Origin of the sequence: Arthrobacter alpinus (assembly GCF_900105965.1) — a bacterium.
GTDB lineage: Bacteria > Actinomycetota > Actinomycetes > Actinomycetales > Micrococcaceae > Specibacter > Specibacter alpinus.
In genome coordinates, this window is record NZ_FNTV01000001.1 from 1117736 (window position 1) to 1143016 (window position 25281).

Here is a 25281-nt window from a genome sequence, read left to right on the forward strand (position 1 = left end):
AGGTGCACCGCATGAAAATCGGAGAACTGGCAAAGCTCTCAAATACCCCGACGAGGTCGCTGCGCTACTACGAGGAGCAAGGCCTGATCATCCCGCGCCGCCTAGAGAACGGGTATCGCGAATACGACGCCTATTTGATAGATCGCGCGATGCAGATCCGTGGACTGATCGACAGTGGTGTTCCCACCAAGATCATTGCCCTGATCCTGCCTTGCCTAGACAAACCCCGCGGCATCGTGCCGGAGGACATCGAACCGGAGCTACTGGCCATACTTGGCGATGAACGGGACAAGATGAATCAGCGTATCGACTTCCTCACCCGCAATCGCGATTCCATCGATACCTATATCGAAGCCGCAGAGAAGGCCCTTGCCCGGCGCGCGACACTTACCAACTGAAGGCGCTCCCGAAGGATTCAAACAGCTATCGTGGCATTGCCGCGTTCGCTGTCTACAAGCGGTCAATTCTGGCGCGCCTTCGAGAACTTTGATCACTCGCAGCGATGAGACTGTCCGCTCTGAGTGGCGACTAAGTCATTGTTGGGAATGGTATTCCGGTGTGCCGGTGCTACTTGTGGCTGTTGGCTTCTAGAGCTGCGATGACGGAGGGTAGGAAGCCGGGGTAGGCCTGTTCCATGTCCTCGATTCGCAGGAGGTTCATCCTGGAGGTGCCGATGTAGTACTGGTGCAGTACGCCGGCCTGGCGTAGGGCAGTGAAGTGGTGCGTTGCTGTGGATGCCTTGATGGGTAGTTCGATGGCTCCGCAGCTGAGTGCTTCCTCTGCGCCGGCGAGTTGCTTGAGGATGCTCATGCGTACGGGGTCTGCGACGGCGGCGAGGATGCGGGGGAAATCGAAGTCGGCGATGTCGGGTTCGTCCGTCATCTTCGTGGTTCTTGCCATGGTTGTCCTTCTCTCAGTTTTCGATCCTACTATTCGCCGCCGTCGGCCGGTTAGTTGACTTCGATGACGATCTTCCCGAACGCGCCGCGGGCGAGCTGCTCGTAGGCGGCGTGGGCTTCCTCGAAAGGGTAGACGGTGTCGATGACAGGGTGGATGGTGTGTTCGTCGAGGAATGTGACCAGCTCGCGGAAGGCGCGCAGGTGCCCGACCGCGATCCCTTGAATCTGGGCCTGGTGCCAGATGACGTCCATCAAATCCAAGGTGGTGCTCTGGCCCTGGAGGAAGCCGATGACCGCGACCAGGCCGTTGCCCTTGGTGGCGCGCACTGAATCACGTACGCCGTCGCCGCCGACTACGTCGAGTACGACGTCCACGCCCTGGCCGTCGGTCATCTCCAAGACGGCTGCGGCCAAGTCGGGGGTGGTGCGGTAGTTGATCGTGTCGGTCGCCCCCAGTTCTCGGGCACGCAGCAGCTTCTCATCGCTGCTCGAGGTCACGATGACCCGGGCCCCGAGGGCTGAGGCGAGCTGGATGGCGAAGATCGAGACGCCGCCGGTGCCCTGGATCAGGACAGTGTCGCCGGGCTTGACTTTGCGGTACTCCTGCAGGACGAACCATGGCGTGAGCGCGGCGATCGGCAGGGTTGAAGCTTCGACGTCGCTCATGTCCAGGGGAGTGGGGACGACGTTGTCCTCGCCGAGGATCTGGTATTCGGCAAGCCCTCCGTTGATGGGCCCGCCGGTCTGGAAGTCGGCGTATTCGTTCAGCCAGGGTCCGTCGTGCCAGGTGGAATAGAAGTGGGAGGTGACGCGGTCGCCGACCTTATATTTCGTCACTCCCGCGCCGACGGCGGCCACGACGCCGGCGGAGTCGGCCACCGGGATCAGTCCCTTGGGCATCTTTTCCGGCGCATAAATACCGTCTACCAGGGCCTTGTCCCGGTAGTTCAGCGAGACGGCCGAGACCTTGATGAGAAGTTCCCCGGTGGCCGGTTCGGGTGTTGGAATCTCGTGCAGGTTCAAGTTTTCGAGGCCGAAGTTATCTAGGGTCCAGGCGCGCATATGTGTCCTTTCGTGGGGCGGGGCACCGTGCATCGCCCCTTCTATCCTGAACGTTATTTCGATGTACGTCAAATATGATGATGGTCGAACAATAGTTGTTCCGCCGAATGGCCGGTCTTTATCGGCCTTGGCGGGCAGCTTGGGTAGGCGAACCATGATCCGCCGGGTCTGTATCCACCGATTTGCCCCCTGTAGCAGACTCGTCATCCCGCAAGGAGGTCTGTCCGGTTAGGCGTTCGGCAGCGTCCCGCAAGCCGGTCCCTCACCGGACAAACAGCTCGCTGACCTGCACCGCAATTATTACGCGCTCCAGGACGTCCCGTTTAGGGTGTCCGGTGATGGGGCGTCATACGGTACGGGCTAAATGGCTTTGCGTGATGTTCAGCCGGGCGGGGGAGTGGGCTGGGCATCAATGGTGTTCCGCGTTGGGTTTGGTAGGGCGAGAGTTTGCGCGCGTCGGTAGAAGGTTGCGCATGACATTCCGAGGTCGCGGGTGACTTGGGCCGTGGGTTCTCCGCTTTCTATGAGGCGGATGGCGTTGCGGATTTGGCTGTCGGTGATGCGGCGAGGTCGGCCGCCCAGGTCTTTGCCTGCTGCTCTGCGTATATTGATGGAGTCAGTGATGCGTTCGCTTTTAATTTCGTGTTCCATTTGTGCCAGGGCAGCCATGATGGTGAACAGCATCGATCCCATGGGGGTCGAGGTTTCGACGTCGCCGCCGCCAAGGTTGAGGACCCGCAGACCCGCGCCGCGCTTATTCAGCTCTTGCGCGAAGTTGAGCATGTTCTGGGTAGATCGCCCGAGTCGATCCAGTGTGGTGATGACCAGGGTAACTCCTGCAATCAGGGCATCGAGTGCCCGATCGAACTGGGGTCGCGACGCTCGTGCTCCAGAAGCGCCGTGGTCAATGTAGAGGTCATCGGCCCGGACGTCGGCGGCGAGTAGGTCAGCTTGTTGCCGGTCGGTGGATTGTTGTCGCGTTGGTACGCGCGCGTAGCTGATTAGTTTCGTCACGGGTAGCTCGAAGGTGTCTCGTAACTAATGATGAATACATCAATTCAACCAGTCCTTTAGTAAGGCGACGCGACGACTAGACGTGGCCGTCGTTCTGACTCATGCGTGGCTCTCCGGTTCGGCTCGAAGTGGCGGTTGCGGTACCAGCACTTGTTGGATGGCCGGGGCCAGGACGGCGATCAGTTCCTCGGTTCGTGCCGCGAGGAGTGTGGGTACGCCGATGATCTGCCGGCCAGTGACGACACCGACGAGCATGGATGAGGCGATGCCTGCCCGCAGCGCGGCATCCGTATCCGTGCGTTCGCGGGTTCCCTCGAGGAGTCGGGACTGGATGAAGCTGCGCAGCTGCTCGGCCGCGCTTTCGTTGACGATCGCACCGCGGAGCATCGCCATGAGGGGCTCCGACACTTCGTGCGCGCCCTCCCATGCGCTCAGGTAGGCCCGGACAACCCGCTCGCCCAGGTCGTCGTCGGGTCCTTCGAAGGCCGTATTGAACCGCTCAAGAGCCTCGGATGGAATGGCCATGACGGCCGCGAAGAGCTCGTCTTTGGAGCGGTAGAACTGCATCACCTGGGATGCATCAACAGAGGCGTCCGCGGCGACGAGTCGAATCGTGGTGGCGGCGAACCCGTCGTTCGCAAAACGTGCGCGGGCGGCCTCGAGTATGGCCTGGCGCGTGTTCGACGTTCCAGGCCGCCGCCCCCGGCGCGCCTTGTTTGCCGTGCCGTCCTTCATCGTCATGGTTCAAATCTAGTCCGACCCGACAGTTTTATCAACAGCTGTTGATTTAATGGACTGATACGGCGTAGGCTCGCATCGAATTAAGAGTTGTCCCAGGGTCACGAGCCAAAAGGAGTCCGTCATGAGCGAAGACCAGAAGATGTTCGTCCCATCCCATCCGTTGCCGGCTGCCCGCACCGGTCTGTTGACCGGGTTCGATCCGGGCACCCGAACGCTGGAGGCGGGCTTCCAGGTGGCGCCTCAGTTCCGGCCACTGCCGGTCGATGTCGTGTTCGAAAAGGATGCCGCTGTCCAGTTGCGGGACGGTGTGACGATCCACGTTGATGTGTTCCGTCCCGTCGGTGTTGAAAAGGTACCGGTCATCGTGGCGTGGAGCCCGTACGGCAAGGGCCAAGGGACCTCCGCCAGCGTGATGGGCGTCTTCGGCCTTGTAGGCCTGGACAACAGTGTCGTTTCAGGTCTGGAAAAGTTCGAGGCCCCGGACCCGGCCTATTGGTGCGCGCAAGGGTACGCGGTCTGCAACCCGGATATCCGCGGCGTGGTCGACTCCGGGGGCGACAGCGTACTCTGGGACCGCCAGGAAGGGCGCGACTGCTACGACCTGATCGAGTGGCTTGCGGAACAGCCCTGGTGCACCGGAAAGGTCGGCATGAGCGGAACGTCCTATCTGGCCGTTTCACAGTGGTTCACAGCGGCCGAGCAGCCACCCCACTTGGCGGCGATCAACCCTTGGGAGGGCGTGAGCGATGTCTACCGTGACCTTGTGATGCGCGGCGGCATGCCCGACACCGGCTTCGCTCAGCAACTGCAGGACGGCAGCTTCTTCGGCAAGAACCAGAAAGAGGACATCCTCGCCGAGGCGGAGCGTTACCCGCTGATGAACGAGTTGTGGGAGAACAAGATTCCCGCCTTTGACCGCATCACAGTACCGGCGTACATCGTGGCCAGCTACTCGAACACACTTCACACGGCGGGAACGTTCCGGGCCTGGCGCCGGATCGCTTCAGAGGAGAAATGGCTGCGGATCCACAACGGGCAGGAGTGGCCGGACTACTACGACGAGGCCAACGTAGAGGACCTGCGCCGATTCTTTGACCGCTACTTGAAGGATGAGGACAACGGCTGGGAAGCCACGCCGCGTGTGCGTTATTCAGTCCTCGATCTCGAAGGTGGCGACCGGGTCGGGGTGCCTGCGGACGCATTCCCGCCAAAGGACGTCGTGTCCACGAAGTTCTACCTCGACGCCCGCTCGCGCACCTTGACCACCGACGTGCCGGCCGAGGAGGCCAAGGCCGGCTACGCCGTGACCTCTAACCCGAACGCGGTGTCATTCCTGACCCGGTTCGATCAGGAGACGGTGATGGTCGGCTACCCGAAGGCACACCTCTGGGTCGAAGCGGACGGCGCCGACGACATGGACCTTTTCGTCCTGGTGCAGAAGTTGGACGCTTACGGTACCCCGCTGCAGGCATTCACCGTTCCCAACCAGAGCGCGATGGTGCACGACCTCACCGACCACGGAGCAACCATCCTGCGGTACAAGGGATCCGATGGGCGGCTTCGCGTGTCAGCGCGCCACCTGGACGAGACACTGACGAGCGATGACGTACCAGCGCTCAGCTTCGATCGGGTCCAGAAGCTCTCACCGGGGGAGATCGTCGAGATCGAAATTGATATCTTCCCAATCGGTCTCGCGTTCCACCCCGGCGAACAACTGCGCTTCATCATCAGCTCCCGGAACCTGCTCGGAACACTGATGCCGGGAATTCGCGAATACGTTGGAACCAACGCCGGCAAGCACGTCATCCACACCGGCGGAAACCGCGCCTCGTACCTGCAACTGCCCATTCAGCACATCAACCCGCAGCGAAATCGCTCAGAGGACGGAGCACGATGAACACCGACACGAACGCGCCCATGGAAACCGCTCCGGAGCACTGGGTGCGCCTGGTAAGTGAGGACACCGACGAGAGCATCGACGGCTTCGAACTGTTCTCCGCCCGCCGAGCACTGGGACTGCTGAAGGGGAAGCTCGGACGCGAACGTCTCCTGGAACTCCTGCACGACGAGATCGCGGCCGGCGACGCTTTCCTTCGGACCAGCGTCGAACGTTCCGACGGTCAGGAGAGGACCGGGACCACCAGGCTCCGCGCGCACGGCATTACGGCAGCGCAGTTCACTGCTTGGCTCGGACGCGCCTTCAGCCGTAACGATGTCATGCTGGCCGGACATCCGGAGCACTACTCGATCCACGCGCAGCCAGGTGGCACGGTGAACATCGTCGAGACGCTCGGGGAGTATGTCTGCTCGTTCTTCATGCGCGAGTGGGATGACAGCGTCCTGGTGAAGCGGCCGTCCGACACCAGCGCGAAACCGGCCGGCCGTCGATCCCAGTTGCTCCTTGAGGACGGCACCGTCGTCGGCTCGATCGAGAACGCGTTCGATGAGGAACTCGACGGGTTCACTGCGACGCTTTCGGTGACCTTGCCGGCCATCTGCGGGCCGGATGTGATCCGGCAGCACCTGGAGCACTTCGCGGTGGAGTTCAGGACGTGGATCCTTAGGGCGGCGGCCGCGCCAGCCGGTCCCGAGTCAGTGGTGTGGTGAGCCTCAGGCGCCGGGTCAGCGTTCAGCGCCCGGCGCCGAGGGCGTCGCGGTCGAGGTGCACCAGCCCCCGTCGGTGTTGTCGTCCAGGTGATCGATGCTGCTCGTCCCGGCATTAGGTGACTACGCCAACTAGCGCCGGCAGACCACCGCCACTTACCCCTGCGATTCACAAGACGTAGTTACGAGAACACCTGCCGGGAGGGACTTTGTTGAGATTTCGCGGGATTCGAAGCAGGTGCCGAAGGAGCTAGCCGAAGTCAACGAGATGTCTCATATCCCATGGCTTACAAGACCAAGCAAGCGGCGGCGTAGTCCATATTCTCAGTCCCCGGACACATCGGCGAGCCCTTACCGCCGGATACTGTTCCAATATTCGTCAAGGGCCCGATCGACGGGCCAGTCTCAGGGACCTTTTTCTCAGCCTCACATGTCCCGGGTCCAACTCAGCCAGATTCCACACACCCATCAGGGACATGGCCGAGTCCGTGCCCTTCTGCATGATGGCTAGCGCCAGCCAGTGCCACCACACCGCCTGCGAGACCGTACAGGTTCGCTCGACTGGCCAGTGTGGCATTTGCGTCCGGGACGGTGCCGGCGTTGCCCGGCTCCCTGAGCTGCCCCAAGGCACAGTTGTCAGCTACACCGTCAGCAACCCTCCAATAAGGGCGGCCGGTGTACGGCTGGAGACGCACGGAATGCCGGATACCGTGTCGGCAGGGACAGGTCCCAGGGACCTCTCCTACTGGGCCAATGCTTTCCTTAGATACGGGGCGGTTCGGCTCGTGCCGGCCGGGGCCACGTGTTCGGGCGTGCCGGCCACCATGACACGGCCGCCGTCGGCCCCGCCGGAAGGGCCCATATCAATGACCCAGTCTGCGGCAGCCACGACGTCCATGTCGTGTTCGACCACCACCACCGTGTTTCCGGCTTCCACGAGGCGGTTGAGCTGGTGCAGCAAGAGACGAACATCAGCAGGGTGAAGGCCGGTGGTTGGTTCGTCCAAAAGGTAAAGGGTGTGACCGCGGCGGGCCCGCTGAAGTTCGGTGGCCAATTTGATGCGTTGGGCTTCCCCTCCGGAGAGTTCGGTCGCGGGTTGGCCAAGGCGGAGGTAGCCGAGCCCAACCTCACGCAGGGTTGCCAGGCTGCGCGCGGCAGCCGGAATGTCTGCCAGGAACCCTGCTGCCGCATCCACGCTCAGCGCCAGGACCTGGGCGATGTTCCTGCCACGGTATTCCACAGCGAGTGTTTCGTGGTTAAATCGGGAACCGTGGCAGGCCGGGCAGGGACCGTAGCTGCCTGGCAGAAACAGCAGCTCCACTGCCACCGACCCTTCTCCCAGGCAGCTTTCACACCGTCCGCCGGCGACATTGAAGGAGAACTGTCCTGCGCCGAATCCCCGGACCCGGGCGCCGGGCGTTGCCGCGAATTCGCGGCGCACGGAGTCAAATAACCCGGTGTACGTTGCCAAATTGGACCGCGGAGTGCGCCCGATGGGTCGCTGGTCGACTTGAACCAGCCGTTCGACGGGATCGAGCCCGGCTATTTTGGCCACAACCGGTCCGCGCTGTCCTTCTTGGGGCTCCCGATCCGCAACCTCGCCATCTGCCGGCAGCGAAGCCGACCCAGCCGTGTGCAAATGGGCCTCTGCCGCCTTCGCCACGACCTGCAGCAAGCTTGACTTGCCGGACCCGGACACCCCGGTGACAGCGGTCAGGATCCCCAGCGGCACCTCGACATTAACATTTTGGAGGTTGTGCAAGGTCATGCCTTCCACCCGGACCCAACTGACTGGGGTCCGACGGCGGCGGGCAGTTTCCTTGCCCGCGCCGGCGACGGCGGTCGGTGACGGGGTCCCGAGCAGGAACGGACGGGTCACGGACTCTTCCACCTGCGCCAGGCCAGCCACCGGACCGCTGTAGAGGATTCGGCCGCCGTTCTCGCCTGCCTGGGGGCCCACATCAACCAACCAGTCAGCCCGTCGCACCACGTCCATGTTGTGTTCGACGACAAACACCGAATTGCCCGAGGACTTTAGCTTTTCCAATACCTCCAGCAGCGGTTCGGCATCGGCCGGGTGAAGGCCGGCTGAAGGCTCATCCAGCACATAAATGACCCCAAAAAGTCCGGACCGCAGTTGTGTGGCGATTCTCAGCCGCTGCATCTCACCGGGGGAGAGGGTGGGGGTGGAGCGGCCCAAGCTCAGGTAGCCAAGCCCAAGATCCAGCAGCACCCCCACACGCTGGAGCAGGTCCTGGGCAATAGCTGCCGCAACAGCTTCGCTGCTTCCATTGACAACGGGCACTGCGGCGCCGAGGCGCCGCAGTGCGGCCGCAAGGTCCGTCAGGGACAGGTCATTCATCGCGGCAATATTCGATCCCCCGACCGTGACGGCCAACGCGTCGGGTTTTAGCCCGCTGCCGCCACAGCGGGGGCAAGGTCCGGAGTGCATGAAGGCCAGTGCGCGTTCCCGCATCAGCTGGCTCTTGGAATCTGCGAGGGTGTGCAGGACGTGGCTGCGCGCGCTCCAGAACTTGCCCTTGTAGGGTTTTTCCACCCGGTCTCTTTGCGGGGTGACTTCCACGACGGGATGTTCCTCGGTAAAGAGGATCCATTCCCGTTGCTCCGGTGGCAGCTCGGTCCACGGGACGTCAACGTCATAGCCAAGATGGATGAGGATGTCCCGCAAATTCTTGCCCTGCCAGGCGCCCGGCCATGCCGCGACTGCGCCTTCCCGGATGGTGAGCTGCGGATCCGGCACAAGCAACTGTTCACTGACAGTGTGGGCGATGCCCAAGCCATGGCATTCCGGACAGGCCCCAGCGACCGTGTTGGGCGAGAAAGAATCCGAATACAGGATTTCGGCACCTTTCGGATAGTCGCCGGCACGGGAGAAAAGCATGCGCAAGGAATTCGACAACGTTGTCACTGTACCCACCGAGGACCGGGTGCTCGGCGCGCCGCGGCGCTGCTGCAAGGCAACAGCAGGCGGCAGGCCCGTGATCGCTTCCACCCGGGGGTTGTTGCCCTGCTGGATCAGCCGGCGAGCATACGGTGCGACTGACTCGAAATACCGGCGCTGGGCTTCGGCGAAGATGGTGCCGAAAGCCAGGGACGACTTCCCGCTGCCCGAGATGCCGGTAAAGGCGACAATCGCGTCACGGGGAACGTCAACGTCGACATTCCTGAGGTTGTTTTCCCGGGCACCGCGAACCCGGACATAACCGTCGGACGGTTCACCGAAGACGGGCAACTGTTGCATGGCGGGGTCAGGAGATAGCATTTTCACGACACTAGGCCATTAAGGTTCGCAGTGGAAGTTGTCCACACTTGCCTATGTTCCGCAGGTGGAGGAAGGAAAGGCCAGTCCGGGCGCATTTGCCAAGTCACAGGATAGTGTTGCCGAATTCAGTACAGCGATCTTCGATAGTCGCGAGGCTGCTGCCGCGCTGACTCCAGTTGCCGGCGTCGCACTTGATGTACAGAGGATTCTGGCTGCTCTGCGGCGTAGATTGCGCCCTGAAGACGCCGAGCACCCTGACTGAAACCACCAGGATTGAACGTAGGGTGCAGTGTTGCCCGCTCTGAAACTTTTTTGCTGAAGGTCGGAGGTGCCTCAGCGTCCATCGCAATGAGATCACTGGATAAGTAGGACTTAGGAACGGCTAGATTTTTTGCGGTCGACTCGCTAGCGTGGGGCCTAGTATGGGCGTTGAAGACCGTCGGGTTTGAGAGGAGTTCGAATGGTTTCCAAGAAAATTTCCACTGCAAATTTAGGCTCAGAACCTTCTTCTCGACGGCATAAACACTGCCAATACTGATTGTTCCAAAACCGCCACCTAAGGCCTGAGTAAGCCAAACCATCAAAACTGCACGGCGTCGACCGAACCCACTGGACTGACGGGTGCAGGGTACGGGACAGCGCCAGATGACATCAGTCAGGTGTCATAGCCGGAGTTGTCGCTAGGAAACTAAGACAGGAGCGTGGAAAATGTCGACCAAAGAATTTGCCGACGGTAAGTCTATAGGCGAAGAACCCGATGATCATGAGGGCGTTGAAACAGCTCCTCAATCAGGATCAAGAGATGTTGAATCGGACCCGGCCCTCAACGATGGCTTAGGTCAGGATTGGTCCGATGAAGGCGGTGCCACCCCTAGCGGGCCCGCAACGTCTTCTAACTAATAGTTCTGATCCGGAGCAAACCTGGCCACCTTGGTCCCACCAGTGGGAGTTGCGCCCGGCGGGCAAACAGAGTGTCCGGAATCGTCGGCGTGTATAGGCCAAAAGATCCTTGAGCCGGCACCTCTGCGGCCAAGAAGGGCGGGACGGGGGTCAACTTCGTTTTGGCCGTCAATAAGGCATCGGTGTTGTGGGCGGACAGTGCAAGGCCAGGAAGTGCAGCTTGCCGCCGCAAGATTCAGTCATCAGCTGCAAGTTGACGCCGTCATGGATTGTTTGGGAAGAAATTCCCTTTGGTGGTGCCGTGCAAGGGTAGGGCGCCTTTGACAACTTTGTGGATGGTTTCACGAAAGTTTCGCTCAAGCCGCACGGGGACATGGGAGGGCGCGTCACTCGTCACCGTGGAAAGGAAGTCCAATGGCCGTGCAACTGCACCGGGTCGAACCGGGCACCGGGGGGATTATCCGCAGGGTTGCCGGACGTGGCTTCAGTTACGTTTCCGCGCATGGCCAGAGAATCACCTCTGATGCGCTGCTGGATCGTATCGAAGCGCTGGCCATACCACCGGCGTGGACTCAGGTGTGGATTGCTTCGGACCCCTACTCCCACATCCAGGCCACCGGTGTTGACGCGGCCGGACGAACTCAATATATTTACCATCCGCGGTGGCGTGAGATGCGTGATGATGAAAAGTTCATCCATTCCTTGGCCTTCGCCCGGCGCCTTCCTGTCATGCGCCGGGCCGTCACGCGAGACCTGAAACAACTGAAGGACACCAGACGGCGAACTTTGGCTGCTGCTGTGCGTCTGATTGACCGTGCTGGGTTGCGCGTGGGAGGTGCCAGCTATGCCGAGGACAACGGATCTTTTGGCGCCACGACCTTGCAACGTCGGCACGTCCACTCGGGAGGGGAGAAGATTCACCTGGTCTTCCAAGGCAAATCGGCCGGAAGTTGGGATGTGAGTTTGGTCGACGGTTTACTGGGAACCTATTTCGCTTCCGTCCCAAGTACGCCGCGGAAGGGGCCGGCACTTAGCTACGCAGTGATATCGGGCCGGAGTAAACAGTGGCATGCGGTTTCCGATTCGGAGGTTAACAGCTATCTCGGCGAGGTGGCGGGGCTGGGCATTACAGCGAAGGACTTCCGCACGTGGCAAGGAACAGTGGTGGCTGCCATTTCCTTGGCAGAGTCACACCGGAAAGGGACCTCATCCACGACTGCGGTCACGGTGGCGATGCAAGACGCCGCCGCTTGGCTGCACAACACTGCGGCCATTGCCAAGGAGTCCTATGTCAATCCGCGGGTGATTGCGCTTTTTGAAATAGGAAATGTCGCTAACCTGAACCGCCAGCACGATAGCGCGGTTCTGAGACTGCTGGAGGCTGACGGTCCGAAACACTGACCTTCTCACGCCACATTGCCTCACCCACAGAGAGTATCCGGGATGGAACTGCAGAGCCGCTCCACGACATGATGGGCATTTGCAAGTGCAGTGAAAACCCAATGTGCGCGTTGGCAAAGCAGAAAGTCGAAGGCAATCGTGGCCGCCTTCGACTTAGAGGTCCCCAGGAACCAGGTGCCTCCTGACAAAAGGAAAACTGAACCGAGGGTTGGCGCCCATCACATGGCTGGTCGCCTCGCTTCAGATTGTCTTGGGGACAGAATAGTCAGTTGTTCCGTGGAAGGGTGGGCTGCTCCCAGAGGCAGACCACCCTTCCATCCTGGCTAAGGTTGGGGCTTAGCCAGCATCGAAAGTCTCACTTCCGCTTTCTTGGCCGTGGCCGTGGCCTGGTGCGGAGCTCTGCGCATGTGTGCCAGATCCATCCGGAAGGTCGTCACTGTCAGTGGGCTTATGGCCTGTCGATGGCTTGTCGTCGGTGTCGTCCGTGCCGTGGCTCATTGGCTCAGCTGTTGTGCGTTTCTCTTGCCGATCGTCCTCATTGTGTTTGGGCATTCGTGCTCCTATTGGTTCAGTCGGGTAGGTGTGTTGCAGCCGCGGTTGCTGCCGCATGGATCGGTCAGAATGGCATGGTTGGAACAGATGGGGCCGAGGAAGGTAATGAATTTATGTTTTCGGACCTTGAGCACGGCGCTCCATCGATGCCTTTGATGCTCACCCAGCAGGGAGAGCGCAGGGTGAGCTATGAGCTGCCTGCCGCGTCCTCATCCGATTCAGAGGAAAAAGATTCACGTTCGGTCCGAGTGGGACCCGAATTGCCTTCATCGAGCGGGGCATCCGTGGAAGGTGCCTCCAAGGGCGTCGGCTCGCTCGGGTCCTCGTCTACGGCTTCATCATCGGTACGGGCAGGTTCTTCGCGGTACTGGTCGTCTGTGCCACCGAGTCGACCCGCTCCGGGCTCTCCATCGCTTCCTGCATCTTCGTTTTCAAAGAAGTTCCGATCCGGGGCGCCCAAGCTTTCATCATCGCCCAGCGAGAGCTCATCGCTTTCCTGACCACGCAGGGTGGGATCTGGGGATCCCGGGTTTGTCGCTGACCCCTCTGGCATCTCATCTTCGGGAGTTGGAGAACCGTAGCCGGACTCGGCTGGTATCTGGTTACGTTCGGTGTTGGCTGGATCGTTGCTGTTCATGGTGCTCTCCTTATTGTTGTTTCCAGCGAGGAACTTTTTGTCAGAAGGCCTATCCACCAGAGACTCTGCCACAGGAAAGATGGATAGCACCGACCCGTGGATTTGCCGATGACAGGACCAGGTGCGTGGCCTGCCTTTCTCACTGTAGCTACATGTTGCTACTTGCGAAACCCCGCGGAATTGGCAACAGTAGGGAGAGGAACAGGACACCCTTCGTCAAGAAACTGGAGGCAATTCCATGAACGTCGTCATTAAAATTTTCAGTGTACTGGCCAGCGTGGCTGCTGGTGCTGCAGCACGCAAGGCGCTGGAGATGGGATGGAGAAAAGGCACCGGACATGAGCCGCCAAAGGATGCGGGAGACCTGCGAAATTCCCTTCCGGGTGTCCTGGTGTTTGCTCTGGTCACCGCAGCGTCAGGTGCCGTGATCCAAGTGGTAACTCAACGTCTGGGACGAAAAGCCACAGTTGGGCTGGAGCGATATCCGGAAGAAGTCTAGACAGTAAGACTGTCAGTTTCCGCTTCACCCGGTCTCGAAGGTGGTGCGAATCGATTAATTAAGGGCATTCCGGTCTCTGACTCAACCGAATGGGCAGGTGGGTCGCCGATTCCGTCAGGAAAACCTCCTTCGGGGGAACGCGTCGAGTTTTTGCAAATACTCGCCCGCGATTGAGAATGCCATATTCTGCGAAGAACCTGGTCTCGGAGGTTGCAGGGAGCAAAAGGCACAGCTCAAGCTCATATATCCGAGCCATTTCTGATGAAGTAGGAGGACGAGATGAATGACAACACGAATGAACCGGTGGAAATATCCACACGCATGGCGGAAGGGGAATGGACCCCTAAGTCACTCGCTGAACTACTTAGCTCTTATCAGGACAAGTTGCGCGAGATGGGTGCGCCGGAATCTGAAATCGAAACCGCCGTGGAGACTCCAGCGGACGGTTCGGCCATGGTTAAGGTCAGTTGGCGCCGTACCGGGTTGCGCACGTTCGCGGAGATGGGGCAAAGCACCCTGCGAGAGGTGGAAAATTCGCGTGGGCATGGTGAGGTGATTCCTCCAGGAGAGGCCACGGAGGATTCCAAGGGGCTCGGTGCCGTGTACGGGGATGCCGAACGGTCGGCCATTGATGATCCGCCCACGCGCCGCGCCATGGCTGCGCTCGAGGATCAGACTGATCCCGACCTCGTGGTTTTTACCACTGAGGAGGGAAAGACTTACGTCGAAGACGCAGGTCCTGCCAAGGAATGACACAAATTCTGGAAGCAGTCCAGCGGGCTAATTCCGGTGAAGTCAAGATCAAACACAACAGGAGGAATGCAATGGGTATCGCCGATAAGTTTGATGCAGCAAAGGACAAGGTCGCAGGAAAGGTCAAGGAAACCGTCGGGAAGGCCACCGACGATCAGTCCAAGGTGGTTGAAGGAAAGCTGGAGCAGGTCAAGGGTGCTGCGAAGGACAAGCTGGCAGACGCCAAGGCTCATCTGAAGGAGGATGCATCCGACCTCCATACCGATGATACCGAGGGCGGGGCCCAGGTCAGTCACAAGGAGTAAGGACCGCGACGAGGCGTAGACGAGGAGGGCGCTGGAGCCTGCCCTCCTCGTCTGCATTATTCATGTCTTCTCCACTGGCCGGCGACACGTGCGTAACATGTTGAAGAACTGAATAGTTTCTCCAGGCACAGATCAACGGATCGTTGTGGAGCACGTGCATTCGACGGTGCTCGTCATGGTGCTAAAAAGGTACCTAGTTCTCCCAACCCACGTCTTGGGCCGACTTGTCTGTGCGCCATTCTCGCCATGTTGGATGACGGAGCTTGCCGTCCTTGGTGATATTGGTATACCGGACTTCAGCTACGAACTTTGGTGTAACCCACACCATAATGCGGCGATCGGGCGGTGGAAGGCCGCTGATGGGCGGTGGCTAACATTCAAGCCTCTCCAATTTCGTGGCAATCCCTTCCAAGGTGCGGGCCGTAAGGCCCGTACCGAGTCGGCCAGCATAGTGCAGATACTCGCCGTCGCTGACGGCCGATAGCAATGATCCGAAGGTGTTTTTACGCGAACCTTCGCCATTGCGCCAACCGAAGTTGATGACGCTCGGTCTTGATCTTGATCCAACTGGGCCGCTCTTGCCGGTCTTGATGAGGTTGTCGGCGATTTCTGTGGGTCTGTTGCCTAATTCTTTTAGTGAGATGCCCCGATCGGTCAGCTGTGATGCTCAGTCCAGCAGCCCAGGATTGTCGTCGCCATTTCGTAGGCAAACTTGCTGGCTGTGACCTTGTGCGGCCCTACCGTTTCCGGGAAGGACGTGGCATCAACGTGAAGTGTCATATTGTCCTTGGCAAAAATGACGTTCCCGTCCTTGGACTGGTACCCGGGCAGGCCCAAATTGGCCAAGCCCTCAATGGGAGGTGCCTGCAGTGATCCGGCCAGCTGTTTTGCCAGTGTTGCCGCGTCGGCGTCGTTTGCGGATTCCGTCACTGTCATCACAAAGTCGCCAACAGCCAGCGGGTAGGTGCAGGAATACGTTGTTCCGTCCCAATGGTCACTTGTTTTTGGTGTTGCGGGCAACGCCAGGATCTCCGTGACGGTTTCTTTGGCTTCCTCGGCGCACACCATGGTGGCTGCCTGGGACGGCCCAGTTGCCGTTACTGTCAGAACCCCCTGCATGTCCCCGGCACCGCCATGGTAAGGGTATCTTCCGGGCTTCTTGGGAGCCGCAAAGCTAGCCGTGCCCCCGGCAGGGACACTGATATTGAAGCTGATGGTGTCATCTGAGATGACTTTCTGGACGGTGGAATCCATGTTCATGACAGTTACGGTGGAGCCCGCGGCCAAGGGCTCGGGATCCATGAATTTGCCGTCTTGAATATGGATCATCGACTCCATGGATCCGGTCCCGTGCCCCACCATTCCCGACGCCGTCGACGACGCAGAAGGTTCCGAAGCGCCGGGGGAGGTGGAGCCCGCCGTAGTCCCCGCACCACATGCCGACAAGGTAAGTATGGCGGCAATGGCCAGGCCTCCGGCTAGGCTGACTTTCTTGTTCATCATGGTCCAATCCCGTGCTCTAAGACTCCGTTGCGGTATCGTCTGGTGGCTATCCGCCGTGGCTGGACAGAAGATGCCCATAGACCACGGTGTTTTCGGTGAATTCGCCTGTGCTGGGCTCATAGCCGCCGCAGGTGATGAGCCGAATTTCGGCTCGTTGGGTATTGCCATAGACCGCCAGTGTAGGGAACGCGTCCTTCTTAAAGACTTCGCTTCTGTCCACGGCGAAGACGGCAACGCTCCCATCGGCCCGGGTGACCGAAAACGTTTCGCCCGGGGTGAGTTCATGGAGCCGGTAAAAAACGCCTTCGGCAATAGTGGTGGTGTTCACATGTCCCAAAATGACCGAGGGGCCCAGCTCGCCGGGAGTGGGGGAGTACTTGTACCAGCCAGCGGGGGAGCCAGCGTCGCCCGGTGGGACTTCGGCCTCGCCTTTTGCGTCCCGGCCCAAGGCCATCAAGTTTGTGGTTACGGCTATGTCTGGGATGGACAGTGTCACGGGTGCCGATTCTTGCAGGATCTCTCCCTGGATCTTCGGCGGGGCTGCCTGAGTTGGGGCTGGGACCGGGATTGTGGAAATGGACGACGGCGGCGCTTTCGTTGCTGCGGAAGGCGCGGCTGGCGGACTGCCCGTGGACTGGGCTGCCGGCGTCGTACCGGGGGAACCGGGGGCGGTTGCCGACCCGCATCCGGCAACACCAAAGGTGAGGGATGTCAGGAGCACCGCCGCCGTCGCGGACGCCATGAGGCGCCCGCGACGGCTGCTGGTGAATACCATGGGGAATCGGCCGCCGCTACTTTACAGCGAGCGTCTTTTTGCGGTTCATGACCAGGACTGCGCCGGCGGCCAGCACCAAAGCGCCCCCACCAGCAAGCCAGGCAACGTCAGGGGACGTTGAGGCGTTGCTCGAGGCCACCTGGGTTGTGACACCGGTGCCCGGAGCACCACCAGGCATGGCTGCCATCTGGGATACGGCCAACGTCCCACACAAAGCCGGCGACGTGGCCGCCAACGGCAGGGTCGGTACCAAATCACTCTTGGCGGCCTGGCCTGCTGCCGACAACGTGGCTGGATCCAAACCATGGACAACAACAACGCCCTTGCCAGCCTTCAGCGAGGCGATGGTCGCGGCGTTCATGGTGAAGGTCCGCTCGTACTTGTAGCTGGCCCCCATGCCGCCAACGGCCAGATCCAGCCCGGCCTTGTCGCTGGTGTCACCGCTGGTGGAAAGTGTGGTGCCGATCTTTCCGTACGACGCCCCACCCTCGGTTGTGCTAATAACCCCGTCACCATTGGTGTCGGCTGCGGGATCCGGGCAAACGCCCGCTCCCTCGATGTGGATGTGTTGGACGTGCGGGTAGGGTGCACCGTCGAAGGTGGCTGCCAGCCCACTGACGTTCTCAGTCACTGTTGCCTGGTCGCCTGTGAGGGAGATCCAGACTGAGCCGGTGGCATTGCTGCCGTTGAGGGCACCCAAGCTAGCTTCATAGGTGGAGGTTTCCCCGTCGGCGGCCATGGCGGCCCCTCCGGACATGGACAAAGCTGCCAGTGCGAGCACCGGCGCGATCAGTAAAGCAGATTTCTTATACACGATAATCCTCCTGATACAGGGGTGGGCGGTCCATCGTTGGGCACGTCCACAGTGTGATTCGGAACACTAGTGGTTTTTGGATTGGAAAGAGTTCAAACTGGGGCTCGGCGGCCAATGTGGAGACGGCTCTCGACGCTTCTTGGCTTCTGCCCTGAGCAACTGAGGATTTTCCGCCGCTGATGCGCATTCTTGGAAACGAGCGTGACGCAGAGACCGAATTCCTTGCACGCCCACTTTGGCTGTCCGCAGTGCCAACAGCCAGTGAAGCTCAGCGTAAACACTGGCGCCACGCCCGGTGGCAGAATTGCGCCGGAACCTGCACGGTTCCAGCCTCTTTTGGCAGCACAACCCGATACCGGTTCAATTGCGGTGGGGATCGTCAACTCAACAAAGGGTTCTACGCCGTCGCCTGGATAAGGATCCACTGGGACCAAACAACCAAGGAGTATGTTGCAAAATGAACGAGCCAAGGATGAACGAAGAAAGAGATCATCTCCCGCTTCAAACGTTACATAACCCGCCAAATCTTCTGAACTCTCGAAACGGCAGTTGCACAGCCTGCTCTCATGATGCATCAAGAACACGGCAACGCTATTCTCTTCGTCCTCCCGTCGGTGGAACCTTGAGTAGGGTAGTGAGTCACGCCAAACCGCGGCAGCCCATCCTTTCCGCGACCGGTCAGGGTTGGGCAGTATTTTGGGGCTCCATCTATTCGCCGCACGCTGTCGCGCCTGGCAGCAGCGGCCAGGGATGAATTTTCACCTGCTTACCGTTGGGTAGAGTGGCTATTGACTAGCTTCGTATCCTTCGCTATGTTCGCTCGTCCAACGATGACGAGGGACACCACTGGCCTCATGCAAGGGCCGGAGCCTTCGATGAACAAAGTCATGATTTCCTGCTTTGTGGCCCGCACCGTGAATGCGAGAAGAGCGCTGGGGTACGAATGGCTCATACCGCCAGGGGCAGCTAGTCAAGCTGCAATTTCGATCGGTAATGACAGCACCAGCCGACGGACGTCACTTGAACTGCCTCATGCCATAGAAAGGCCGACAGCGAAATGTCGTTTCAGAGTCTGCCCATCGAAGAGGCCAACGACCCCTTGGGGCGCTTCAGCGCATCAAATGGTAGTCCCGCAATTCCTGGGATTGAACTGGTCTACTCGGTTGATGGATTCAGGGCAGGAGTCGGGGAGACACTTACTTTCACAGCGGGGGTCCTTAACTCGAGGGATGAAGCATTGACCAATGTTTGCCTGATTCTCAGATCGTTGACGAATTCGCAGCTAGTTCCGTTGCAGTACACAACCCAGCCAACATCCGCAGCCGCAACCCAAAGAGATCTCGAACCTTACACATGCTTCACCTCATCGTTTACTGACGTGGTTGATCCCCAAGACGTGACACATCGGGGAGTGCTCATTAGTTCCCTTCAAGTAAGTCTGGTGTCTCCAAGTCAAGGTCAGCTCCACAGCGAATGCGATGCCATGGTTGCCATGGAAATTGCTCCATGAGGTCCTGATGCTGATCGGACCCGCCGAAAGCAACCATCCATCAGTCCCAGCCCTCGACAGTCTCACCAATCCGTAGTCACGGGACTATGCGGCAGCCGTCATGGTCTAGTTGAGTCTTTCCCGCAAGCCGAACGTTCAGCGGGACACTTTGACAGTCGTTTAGGCGGCCTTCATCCCTCGGCCAACTTCGGCCACCGCGGGAAGGATCCGCATTCGTCGCTGCCCGCCCGATTCCCTTGTTCGCTCGGAAGCCTCGGCGTTCGATGGGCTCGGTGCCATAACTCTATTGGCTGATGGCCGCTTTGGCCCGAAGCGGGGCGTCTGCGAAGCGAATGTGCCCCATGCCGACGCATTCGCGTGCCAGTTCGATCGTGTCGAAAAGCGTCTTCTTGTCAGGGCACCATGGCGATTTCGCCACGAGGCTTCCGTTGTCGGTGACCACCTTGAACCGAAAACCACGCTTTTCATCCGTGAAGACGATGAAATTTCCCGACATGTCGCCTGCCGCTCCTCTGCTGGTTGTGTCAGTTCTGACGCAACCCATGTGTCCCGCGCCACTTCGGCGCGCCTAACGATTTTGCACCAAGGCGCAGGCTACTACCAAGTAACCGACGCGGGCCCGCCATGCCGCGCGGGGCGCCGCGCGGGGCGCCGTGCGGGGCGCCGCACGGGCCGGATTCCGGGCATCCCCGGACGGCGCCGAGGACTGCTCCCTCCACGGGTGCCTGGAGCCAAGGTAACCCCCTGGCAGAGGCCATCGGGTCCGCCGGTTGTTGTCTGCCTCAGACTTCCCGTTTAGGGTTGGGGATGACTCCGGGTGACCCCCGGGTGGCCGCAGCGTCGAGGCCACCCGCCCCCGAACGGAAGAGGCAGCATGAACCATAAACTCCGGGTATTGGTACGCGTCGACTTCGACCAGCGTTGCGCCCGCGTCGAGGCCCGGGGGCATGTGACCGCCGGCAGCCTAATACCACCACCACATTTGGTGGGGGCGCCGCAGAAAACGGAAAATCGTACGCTAAGGGCGAGTTGAGCCAGGCACCTCCTGGACTACAGCTTGCCAATGGAAGCCACCCAGAGTCTGTCCACAGCGGGAACCTTGACCGGGCGCTGACAATGTTGTTTGCAGGCGCGTGTTCTACTCGTCGTATTCCACGTCAGCGAAGGCTCTGACTTCTTCACGAAGTTGCTCGGCGATACTGGCACCCTCCACGTTCCACGCTGTTTCGTTTGCAGGCGAGCTCCAACCGCCGTCGTACACGTTCTCCGCATCCCAGGCGTCGTACCATCTGCGAAGTCGAAGCGTGAGGCCCTGCGACAGCCCAAAGTCCGCGGGCTCCATTGTGTATTTCGTCGATCGCTCAGCAGTCCCGTTCTCCCACGGTGGCCACCGATGGCCGTAATCAGGAAACAGGCGGATGACGCGACGGACGGATTTCTCTGCCATGACCGAAGCCTAACCTCAAGTGGAACGGTCTGTGGGACAGTGTCGAACTCCAATCCGCCCAGCACTCTCTCCAAACGAAATTTGCCTGGAAAAGCAGGCAAAAAGGAAATTTTCGAGGGGGTGCCCTGATGAATGTCTTAATAATCTGTAGGCTTCCGATGCGTATACAAGCCGCCCATTTTTCGTAGAACCAAGCGTGAAAGCTGGTCTTGAACTGAGCCGTGCATTGCTAGATGATGGCTTTCTAGCTTGACGGGAAGGCTCGCTTGCGGCCGAAGGTGACTGCCAGGAGGGCGAAGGTGGAGAGTGCGATCATCGCGAGAGGGAGTGCTGTAGGCCCGCTGCCATCGACGAGGAGCGCGCCGATCGCCGCTCCGCCGAAGATGGCGAGGTTGAACGCGGTCGTGAGCATAGCGTTCGCAACATCGACGCTCTCACCCGCCGCGTCGCCGATCGCTGTCTGCAGCTGTGTCGCGGCGCCCCCGAATGCGACACCCCACAGTGCGACCGCAACGATCGTCACTGGCAGCGAAGCAGGGAAGGTCAGCAATAGGGCACCGGCGACGATGAAGGACGCCGTACTCACGAGGGCAAGGCGCCGAAGCGATCGGTCGATCAGGGTGCCGGTGATCCAGATGCCGACGAGTGCGGCGACGCCGAAGACAAATAGAGCTACATCGGGCCGAAGCCCGACCCCAGTGCCGTCGAGGTATGGTGCGATGTACGAGTAAAGCAGATTGTGGGCAAGCATCCATGCAAACACCACACCGAGGATCGCGGCCACGCCTGGGATTACGAGCACCCGGCCAAGGGGAACTCGGTTATCCGATCGCTGCCCTGGCGCGTTCGGCACACACGCGAGCACCAACAGCACAACGACCACGGTGAGTGCGGAGACGCCAGCAAAGGACCACCGCCAGCCGACCGTCGAGCCGAGCCAAGCGCCGAGCGGCGTCCCGATAGAGAGTGCGACCGGTGTGCCGGCCATCGCGATCGCGAGGGCGCGGCCTGCGTGTTCCGGGGCGGCGATGCGACGGGCATAGCCCGCGAGCATGCCCCAGATCAGGCCCGAGAACGCCCCGGCGATGAAGCGCACGACGAGCGCTATCACTAGTGTCGGCGAGATCGCCATGAGCGTGTTCGCGACGAAGAAGCCGAGCAGCCCTACGATGAGCAGCGGTTTGCGGGACGCGCTTCGCGTCATCGCGATCGTAGGGATCGCGGCGAGGACTGTGCCGAGTGCATAAGCGGTGATGAGCTGGCCCGCAGTGCCGTTGCTGACCTGAAATTCGATGGCGAGTTGTGGGAGCAGGCCGGCCGGAAGTGTCTCGGTCATGATGATGATGAACCCGCTTAGGGCCATTAGGACGAGTGCGAGGACGGGCAGGCTACGTTCGCGTTCCGGCCGTTTCGAGGCGGTCGATTCGAATGTTGAGACAGACACAGATGACTCTTCTCTATTTATGGAACGAACGTTCCTATAGTGACAAGTGCATGTCTGTGTGTCAAACTGGAACGAGCGATCCGAAAGGGCTTAGATGGCACAGCAGGGACGACCGAGGACCTTCGTCGAGCACGAGGTACTCGATGCCGCAATGCAGGTGTTTTGGCGGCACGGGTACGAGGCGTCGTCGATTACGCAGCTGCGTGCGGCAACCGGGCTCTCATCGGCGAGCCTTTATGGTGCCTTCGGGTCGAAAGAGGGCCTGTTCGAGCGTGCGATCGAGCACTACATCGCCGGGCCGGGCCAGGTGAGCGAACTCGTCGGCGACCTGACGCTGGACCCGCTGGAAGCCCTCGGCCTGATGCTTCACGGGACGATAGAGATGCAGTCCGAACCGACACATCCCGGTGGGTGTCTCGTCGCACTGTCGGCAACCGTCGGTGCAGGCGGAGACGATTACGTCGCAGCGCGGAGCATCGTTGCCGCACGTCGGGAGGAGGATCGTGAAGGCATTGAGGCGTGCATCCGTCGAGCTGTCGCTGGCGGCGTAATCCGTTCAGACTACGATCCTGCGGTATCAGCGATCCTGGTGCACACGTTTGTATTGGGAGTCTCCACGCAACTGCTTGACGGCGTGCCGCCCGCTGTGCTGCATACTGCTGCCGAGCTGCTCCTCAACGGTCTTCGCCCTTCAGCCGCGGCCATGGGTCAGGATGGCAGCGTCGAAGCCCGGACCAGCATCCTTAACAACGACAAGTAGGGCGACTCAGCATTCAGGGAAAGCCGCCAAACAGACGCAGGCTGCACAATTCAATGGCCACTTGAAGAATGTTGCCCGTTCAGGGTTCGGCGAATTCCATCGGTCGGCGCACCCGCGCTTTTCATAAGTTCCGGTAGTAGCTGTTCCATAGCTTGCGCGGGGGTTCTGACGCCCAGGACCTTGCGGGGCTGAGTGTTGAGCTCGGTGGCGACTTTCAGCAGCCAATTCGTGAATGCACAGAAAGCAACGAACCTGCCGGGCGGATGCGTTCCATGGGGCTATGCCGCAAGCCAGTACGATACCGGGACGTTGAACCTCTCAATTCAACAGTGTCCGCCGGATCGAAGACGCTGTCCGTAGGGGAAGCTCCTGCGGGACGGCGAGACCGACCAACGAGGGTGCTAGTCCAAAACATGGAGTACGAGCGGTGATGTTCCCAATTCGCGAACACGCTTGTAGTCTTCAACGCATGAGACCGTCTCCGCCTATGGTGACGCGGTACTCGGTGCCGTTCTTCAGGAATTCGCCTTGGAGACGACGTAGTTCGGGGTGGCGAAGATACGCATGGCAATTTCGGGGCCGGGATGGATGGCCGCGGCGACCCGGTGGAGAAACCGGCCAGGAGCAGACTGACCTCAAAATTCGGAAACACGCCAGGCAAGCACATGGTCACCATGCGAACCCATCCCAATCCGCAAGAGCTCGTGCCCCCGAGATCCCGGCATCTGCGGGACAAGGCGCGGCTCCGCCGGCGGCACCTGCGACTGTCGTGTCCGGGATTGACCACTATGTGTCCGCTCGAGAGTGATGCCCGGTCACGATGGGCGTCCAAGATTGAAGTGCACAACCGGCCCGTGGCAGCAGCCCGCCGAACGGGCCATCGCCCACACACGACAGGAGCACGCCATGAGCGTCAACAAAGAAGAGATCAGCCACACAATCATCGAGCTGGAGAAGTCCTTCAACGAACGGTGGAGCGCGGGCGACAGTCGCGGCTACCTCGACGCTTTCGCCGACGACGTCAGCTACTTCGACCCAATTCTAAAGAGCATTTTGGTCGGTCGCGAAAAGGTGATCGCCTGGATCGACTCCATCTACTCGAACCCGCACATCGTGCGTAGCGAGTATCTCAACCCTTCGGTGCATGTCAGCGATACCGGTGACCTCGCCGTACTTGGCTACAACTTGGATACCTTCGTTCTCGATGAGTATGGCGCCGAACAGCAGCTGCGTGCCTGGAATGCCACCCACGGTTACCAGCTGATCGACGGCCGGTGGCGGATCGTGCACTCGAACTGGGCGTTCGCGCAGACGGTAACCGAAGCAATCGCCTCCTGAGTGAAAGCCGTCGGCCCTGTTTCACTATCACGCCCGCTAGAAACATGGATGAATGAGCACTTCATCAAGGCGAACTGGAGACGTTCGGGCGGCTGCACATGGACGCGGCGATCGCCGGTGGGAAGTGAACGCCTAATCTGTGCAGCAGACCGCTCGTACTGGGGGAGAGCTTTGTCTTACAAGGGTGCCACGGGCAGTGCGTGAACGATCTGCCAATTGATGATCGATGAGGCAGACGGCAGCGTCCGCGCCGAGGGTTGGTATTTCGCTGCTCGTGTATACGGATGGGCTCGTGCCCTCGACTGATAGATGTCCGTTGTTGACGACTGGGCGTCCGTTGCTGAGTAAGTGGCGGGTCGCAGCGGGAGAGATGGTGGAGAAGTGCGGCAACTGCAGATCGCACACGTCGATAGATAGGAAATGTCATGACCCCTGAGGAACTCAAATCGCTCGTCGGGTTCGAGAAGTCCATTCAGTGGTGGTGGAGCTCGGGCGACCCGACAGGCTATATGGATGCGCTGGCCGAGGACGTGACTTACGGCGATCCACTGGCCGACTACCTTCTCGTCGGTCGTGAAGCCGTGCGTGAGCACTTCAAACGCATCCATGGGGATGCGGGCATCACCCGCCAAGAGCATTTGAATGAGGTCTCCCGCTCGATCAGCACCGATGCGGGCCTGCTTGCTTTCACGTTCAACACGTATCAGCAAGACGGCACCGGCGAGGAGACACTGTTCCTGTCGTGGAACATGTCGCTCATCTTCCGGAAGACCGACGGCACGTGGCTGATGACGCATGGGCACCTGTCCCTTCGCCATTCGTGGGATGTCGACAACATCCAAAAACTGCGCAATTCGTGGAATCTCGACAGCATCCGGAAGTAGAACCCCGCCCTCTCTGCTATCTGGCGCCGCAATGCGTCGCGATTGTTGAGGAGGCGCGGTGACGGAGTCTTCCGGATAAGACAGCTTGGGCAAAGGGTGTGAGAAGAAGGCCCAAGCTGGCCTCCGTCCAGGGCCGCGACCAGAGCGACGCTGTGC

The 25281-nt window shown here is 60.3% G+C and carries 24 protein-coding genes and 1 pseudogene; 12 read left to right on the top strand and 13 right to left on the bottom strand.

Going from position 1 to position 25281, the window contains the following annotated elements:
- Positions 1–11 precede the first annotated feature (11 nt).
- Positions 12–398 carry a MerR family transcriptional regulator gene (locus BLV41_RS05260; protein ID WP_074713113.1) on the top strand — a complete coding sequence of 129 codons (387 nt, stop codon included), beginning with the start codon at positions 12–14 and terminating at the stop codon, positions 396–398.
- A gap of 169 nt (positions 399–567) precedes the next feature.
- Here BLV41_RS05260 and BLV41_RS05265 read toward each other — a convergent pair whose 3' ends face one another.
- The 4 genes from BLV41_RS05265 to BLV41_RS05280 form a co-directional block, all read right to left on the bottom strand.
- Positions 568–900 (bottom strand): ArsR/SmtB family transcription factor, encoded by a 333-nt coding sequence (locus tag BLV41_RS05265; RefSeq protein ID WP_074710884.1) that lies wholly within the window; start codon positions 898–900, stop codon positions 568–570.
- Between the two features lie 50 nt (positions 901–950).
- Complete coding sequence (locus tag BLV41_RS05270) at positions 951–1961, bottom strand: zinc-dependent alcohol dehydrogenase family protein (RefSeq protein ID WP_074710885.1); 1011 nt, start codon at positions 1959–1961, stop codon at positions 951–953.
- A gap of 381 nt (positions 1962–2342) precedes the next feature.
- The gene (locus BLV41_RS05275) at positions 2343–2975 is read right to left on the bottom strand and encodes a recombinase family protein (protein WP_074710886.1); all 633 of its coding nucleotides are present in this window, start codon (positions 2973–2975) and stop codon (positions 2343–2345) included.
- A 99-nt stretch (positions 2976–3074) separates the two neighbouring features.
- Positions 3075–3716, bottom strand: a complete 642-nt coding sequence (locus BLV41_RS05280) for a TetR/AcrR family transcriptional regulator (RefSeq protein WP_211481603.1) — start codon at positions 3714–3716, stop codon at positions 3075–3077.
- 121 nt (positions 3717–3837) lie between these two features.
- On the opposite strand from BLV41_RS05280, the gene BLV41_RS05285 reads away from it, so the two are divergent.
- Both BLV41_RS05285 and BLV41_RS05290 read left to right on the top strand, forming a co-directional pair.
- Positions 3838–5613 carry a CocE/NonD family hydrolase gene (locus BLV41_RS05285; protein ID WP_074710888.1) on the top strand — a complete coding sequence of 592 codons (1776 nt, stop codon included), beginning with the start codon at positions 3838–3840 and terminating at the stop codon, positions 5611–5613.
- Positions 5610–6323, top strand: a complete 714-nt coding sequence (locus BLV41_RS05290) for a hypothetical protein (RefSeq protein WP_083360606.1) — start codon at positions 5610–5612, stop codon at positions 6321–6323. The genes BLV41_RS05285 and BLV41_RS05290 overlap by 4 nt, the downstream gene beginning before the upstream one ends.
- 739 nt (positions 6324–7062) lie before the next feature.
- Here BLV41_RS05290 and BLV41_RS05295 read toward each other — a convergent pair.
- Complete coding sequence (locus tag BLV41_RS05295) at positions 7063–9603, bottom strand: excinuclease ABC subunit UvrA (protein ID WP_074710889.1); 2541 nt, start codon at positions 9601–9603, stop codon at positions 7063–7065.
- 37 nt (positions 9604–9640) lie between these two features.
- Here BLV41_RS05295 and BLV41_RS05300 point away from each other — a divergent pair, with 37 nt between their 5' ends.
- Together BLV41_RS05300 and BLV41_RS05310 are read left to right on the top strand one after the other, a co-directional pair.
- On the top strand, positions 9641–9865 hold the full coding sequence (locus BLV41_RS05300) for a hypothetical protein (RefSeq protein WP_074710890.1): 225 nt from the start codon (positions 9641–9643) through the stop codon (positions 9863–9865).
- A 1052-nt stretch (positions 9866–10917) separates the two neighbouring features.
- Complete coding sequence (locus BLV41_RS05310; protein WP_074710892.1) at positions 10918–11904, top strand: DNA topoisomerase IB; 987 nt, start codon at positions 10918–10920, stop codon at positions 11902–11904.
- Positions 11905–12643: 739 nt separating this feature from the next.
- On the opposite strand, the gene BLV41_RS05320 is transcribed toward BLV41_RS05310, so the two are convergent.
- On the bottom strand, positions 12644–13093 hold the full coding sequence (locus BLV41_RS05320) for a hypothetical protein (protein WP_074710894.1): 450 nt from the start codon (positions 13091–13093) through the stop codon (positions 12644–12646).
- 238 nt (positions 13094–13331) lie between these two features.
- On the opposite strand from BLV41_RS05320, the gene BLV41_RS05325 reads away from it, so the two are divergent.
- From BLV41_RS05325 to BLV41_RS05335, 3 genes are all read left to right on the top strand, one after another.
- On the top strand, positions 13332–13592 hold the full coding sequence (locus tag BLV41_RS05325; RefSeq protein WP_074710895.1) for a DUF4235 domain-containing protein: 261 nt from the start codon (positions 13332–13334) through the stop codon (positions 13590–13592).
- A 279-nt stretch (positions 13593–13871) separates the two neighbouring features.
- Positions 13872–14345, top strand: coding sequence for a hypothetical protein (locus BLV41_RS22270; RefSeq protein ID WP_074710896.1), 474 nt, complete (start codon positions 13872–13874; stop codon positions 14343–14345).
- A gap of 71 nt (positions 14346–14416) precedes the next feature.
- Entirely contained in the window at positions 14417–14650 is a 234-nt protein-coding gene (locus BLV41_RS05335; RefSeq protein ID WP_044571469.1) for a CsbD family protein, read from the top strand.
- Between the two features lie 193 nt (positions 14651–14843).
- Here BLV41_RS05335 and BLV41_RS22990 read toward each other — a convergent pair.
- The 4 genes and pseudogenes from BLV41_RS22990 to BLV41_RS05355 all read right to left on the bottom strand — a co-directional run bounded on the left by BLV41_RS22990 (position 14844) and on the right by BLV41_RS05355 (position 17742).
- Positions 14844–15308 (bottom strand): annotated as a pseudogene (locus BLV41_RS22990) (ATP dependent DNA ligase).
- On the bottom strand, positions 15305–16153 hold the full coding sequence (locus BLV41_RS05345; RefSeq protein ID WP_139244220.1) for a cupredoxin domain-containing protein: 849 nt from the start codon (positions 16151–16153) through the stop codon (positions 15305–15307). Before BLV41_RS05345 ends, BLV41_RS22990 begins: the two are co-directional and overlap by 4 nt.
- Before the next feature lie 46 nt (positions 16154–16199).
- Positions 16200–16928, bottom strand: a complete 729-nt coding sequence (locus BLV41_RS21580; protein WP_074710898.1) for a class F sortase — start codon at positions 16926–16928, stop codon at positions 16200–16202.
- 16 nt (positions 16929–16944) lie between these two features.
- Positions 16945–17742, bottom strand: coding sequence for a hypothetical protein (locus BLV41_RS05355; RefSeq protein WP_239437434.1), 798 nt, complete (start codon positions 17740–17742; stop codon positions 16945–16947).
- 179 nt (positions 17743–17921) lie between these two features.
- Between BLV41_RS05355 and BLV41_RS22995 the strand changes: the two genes are divergently transcribed.
- The gene (locus BLV41_RS22995) at positions 17922–18203 is read left to right on the top strand and encodes a transposase (RefSeq protein WP_425284256.1); all 282 of its coding nucleotides are present in this window, start codon (positions 17922–17924) and stop codon (positions 18201–18203) included.
- 1332 nt (positions 18204–19535) lie between these two features.
- On the opposite strand, the gene BLV41_RS05360 is transcribed toward BLV41_RS22995, so the two are convergent.
- From BLV41_RS05360 to BLV41_RS05370, 3 genes are all read right to left on the bottom strand, one after another.
- Entirely contained in the window at positions 19536–19748 is a 213-nt protein-coding gene (locus BLV41_RS05360; RefSeq protein ID WP_074710899.1) for a hypothetical protein, read from the bottom strand.
- A 642-nt stretch (positions 19749–20390) separates the two neighbouring features.
- Entirely contained in the window at positions 20391–20699 is a 309-nt protein-coding gene (locus BLV41_RS05365; RefSeq protein ID WP_074710882.1) for a hypothetical protein, read from the bottom strand.
- A gap of 244 nt (positions 20700–20943) precedes the next feature.
- A complete protein-coding gene (locus tag BLV41_RS05370; RefSeq protein WP_074710900.1) occupies positions 20944–22143 on the bottom strand; it encodes an MFS transporter in 1200 nt (399 codons plus the stop codon).
- Between the two features lie 94 nt (positions 22144–22237).
- Here BLV41_RS05370 and BLV41_RS05375 point away from each other — a divergent pair, with 94 nt between their 5' ends.
- From BLV41_RS05375 to BLV41_RS05385, 3 genes are all read left to right on the top strand, one after another.
- Positions 22238–22903, top strand: a complete 666-nt coding sequence (locus BLV41_RS05375; protein WP_074710901.1) for a TetR/AcrR family transcriptional regulator — start codon at positions 22238–22240, stop codon at positions 22901–22903.
- A gap of 906 nt (positions 22904–23809) precedes the next feature.
- The gene (locus BLV41_RS05380) at positions 23810–24241 is read left to right on the top strand and encodes a YybH family protein (protein WP_074710902.1); all 432 of its coding nucleotides are present in this window, start codon (positions 23810–23812) and stop codon (positions 24239–24241) included.
- Positions 24242–24666: 425 nt separating this feature from the next.
- On the top strand, positions 24667–25125 hold the full coding sequence (locus BLV41_RS05385) for a YybH family protein (protein WP_074710903.1): 459 nt from the start codon (positions 24667–24669) through the stop codon (positions 25123–25125).
- Positions 25126–25281 lie beyond the last annotated feature (156 nt).

What these genes read in the sequence shown, in the direction of transcription:
- BLV41_RS05260 (WP_074713113.1), top strand. Translation starts at nt 12, where the DNA reads ATGAAAATCGGAGAACTGGCAAAGCTCTCAAATACCCCGACGAGGTCG.
- BLV41_RS05265 (WP_074710884.1), bottom strand. Translation starts at nt 900, where the DNA reads ATGGCAAGAACCACGAAGATGACGGACGAACCCGACATCGCCGACTTC.
- BLV41_RS05270 (WP_074710885.1), bottom strand. Translation starts at nt 1,961, where the DNA reads ATGCGCGCCTGGACCCTAGATAACTTCGGCCTCGAAAACTTGAACCTG.
- BLV41_RS05280 (WP_211481603.1), bottom strand. Translation starts at nt 3,716, where the DNA reads ATGACGATGAAGGACGGCACGGCAAACAAGGCGCGCCGGGGGCGGCGG.
- BLV41_RS05285 (WP_074710888.1), top strand. Translation starts at nt 3,838, where the DNA reads ATGAGCGAAGACCAGAAGATGTTCGTCCCATCCCATCCGTTGCCGGCT.
- BLV41_RS05290 (WP_083360606.1), top strand. Translation starts at nt 5,610, where the DNA reads ATGAACACCGACACGAACGCGCCCATGGAAACCGCTCCGGAGCACTGG.
- BLV41_RS05295 (WP_074710889.1), bottom strand. Translation starts at nt 9,603, where the DNA reads ATGCTATCTCCTGACCCCGCCATGCAACAGTTGCCCGTCTTCGGTGAA.
- BLV41_RS05310 (WP_074710892.1), top strand. Translation starts at nt 10,918, where the DNA reads ATGGCCGTGCAACTGCACCGGGTCGAACCGGGCACCGGGGGGATTATC.
- BLV41_RS05320 (WP_074710894.1), bottom strand. Translation starts at nt 13,093, where the DNA reads ATGAACAGCAACGATCCAGCCAACACCGAACGTAACCAGATACCAGCC.
- BLV41_RS05325 (WP_074710895.1), top strand. Translation starts at nt 13,332, where the DNA reads ATGAACGTCGTCATTAAAATTTTCAGTGTACTGGCCAGCGTGGCTGCT.
- BLV41_RS22270 (WP_074710896.1), top strand. Translation starts at nt 13,872, where the DNA reads ATGAATGACAACACGAATGAACCGGTGGAAATATCCACACGCATGGCG.
- BLV41_RS05335 (WP_044571469.1), top strand. Translation starts at nt 14,417, where the DNA reads ATGGGTATCGCCGATAAGTTTGATGCAGCAAAGGACAAGGTCGCAGGA.
- BLV41_RS05345 (WP_139244220.1), bottom strand. Translation starts at nt 16,153, where the DNA reads ATGATGAACAAGAAAGTCAGCCTAGCCGGAGGCCTGGCCATTGCCGCC.
- BLV41_RS21580 (WP_074710898.1), bottom strand. Translation starts at nt 16,928, where the DNA reads ATGGTATTCACCAGCAGCCGTCGCGGGCGCCTCATGGCGTCCGCGACG.
- BLV41_RS22995 (WP_425284256.1), top strand. Translation starts at nt 17,922, where the DNA reads ATGCGCATTCTTGGAAACGAGCGTGACGCAGAGACCGAATTCCTTGCA.
- BLV41_RS05360 (WP_074710899.1), bottom strand. Translation starts at nt 19,748, where the DNA reads ATGTCGGGAAATTTCATCGTCTTCACGGATGAAAAGCGTGGTTTTCGG.
- BLV41_RS05365 (WP_074710882.1), bottom strand. Translation starts at nt 20,699, where the DNA reads ATGGCAGAGAAATCCGTCCGTCGCGTCATCCGCCTGTTTCCTGATTAC.
- BLV41_RS05375 (WP_074710901.1), top strand. Translation starts at nt 22,238, where the DNA reads ATGGCACAGCAGGGACGACCGAGGACCTTCGTCGAGCACGAGGTACTC.
- BLV41_RS05380 (WP_074710902.1), top strand. Translation starts at nt 23,810, where the DNA reads ATGAGCGTCAACAAAGAAGAGATCAGCCACACAATCATCGAGCTGGAG.
- BLV41_RS05385 (WP_074710903.1), top strand. Translation starts at nt 24,667, where the DNA reads ATGACCCCTGAGGAACTCAAATCGCTCGTCGGGTTCGAGAAGTCCATT.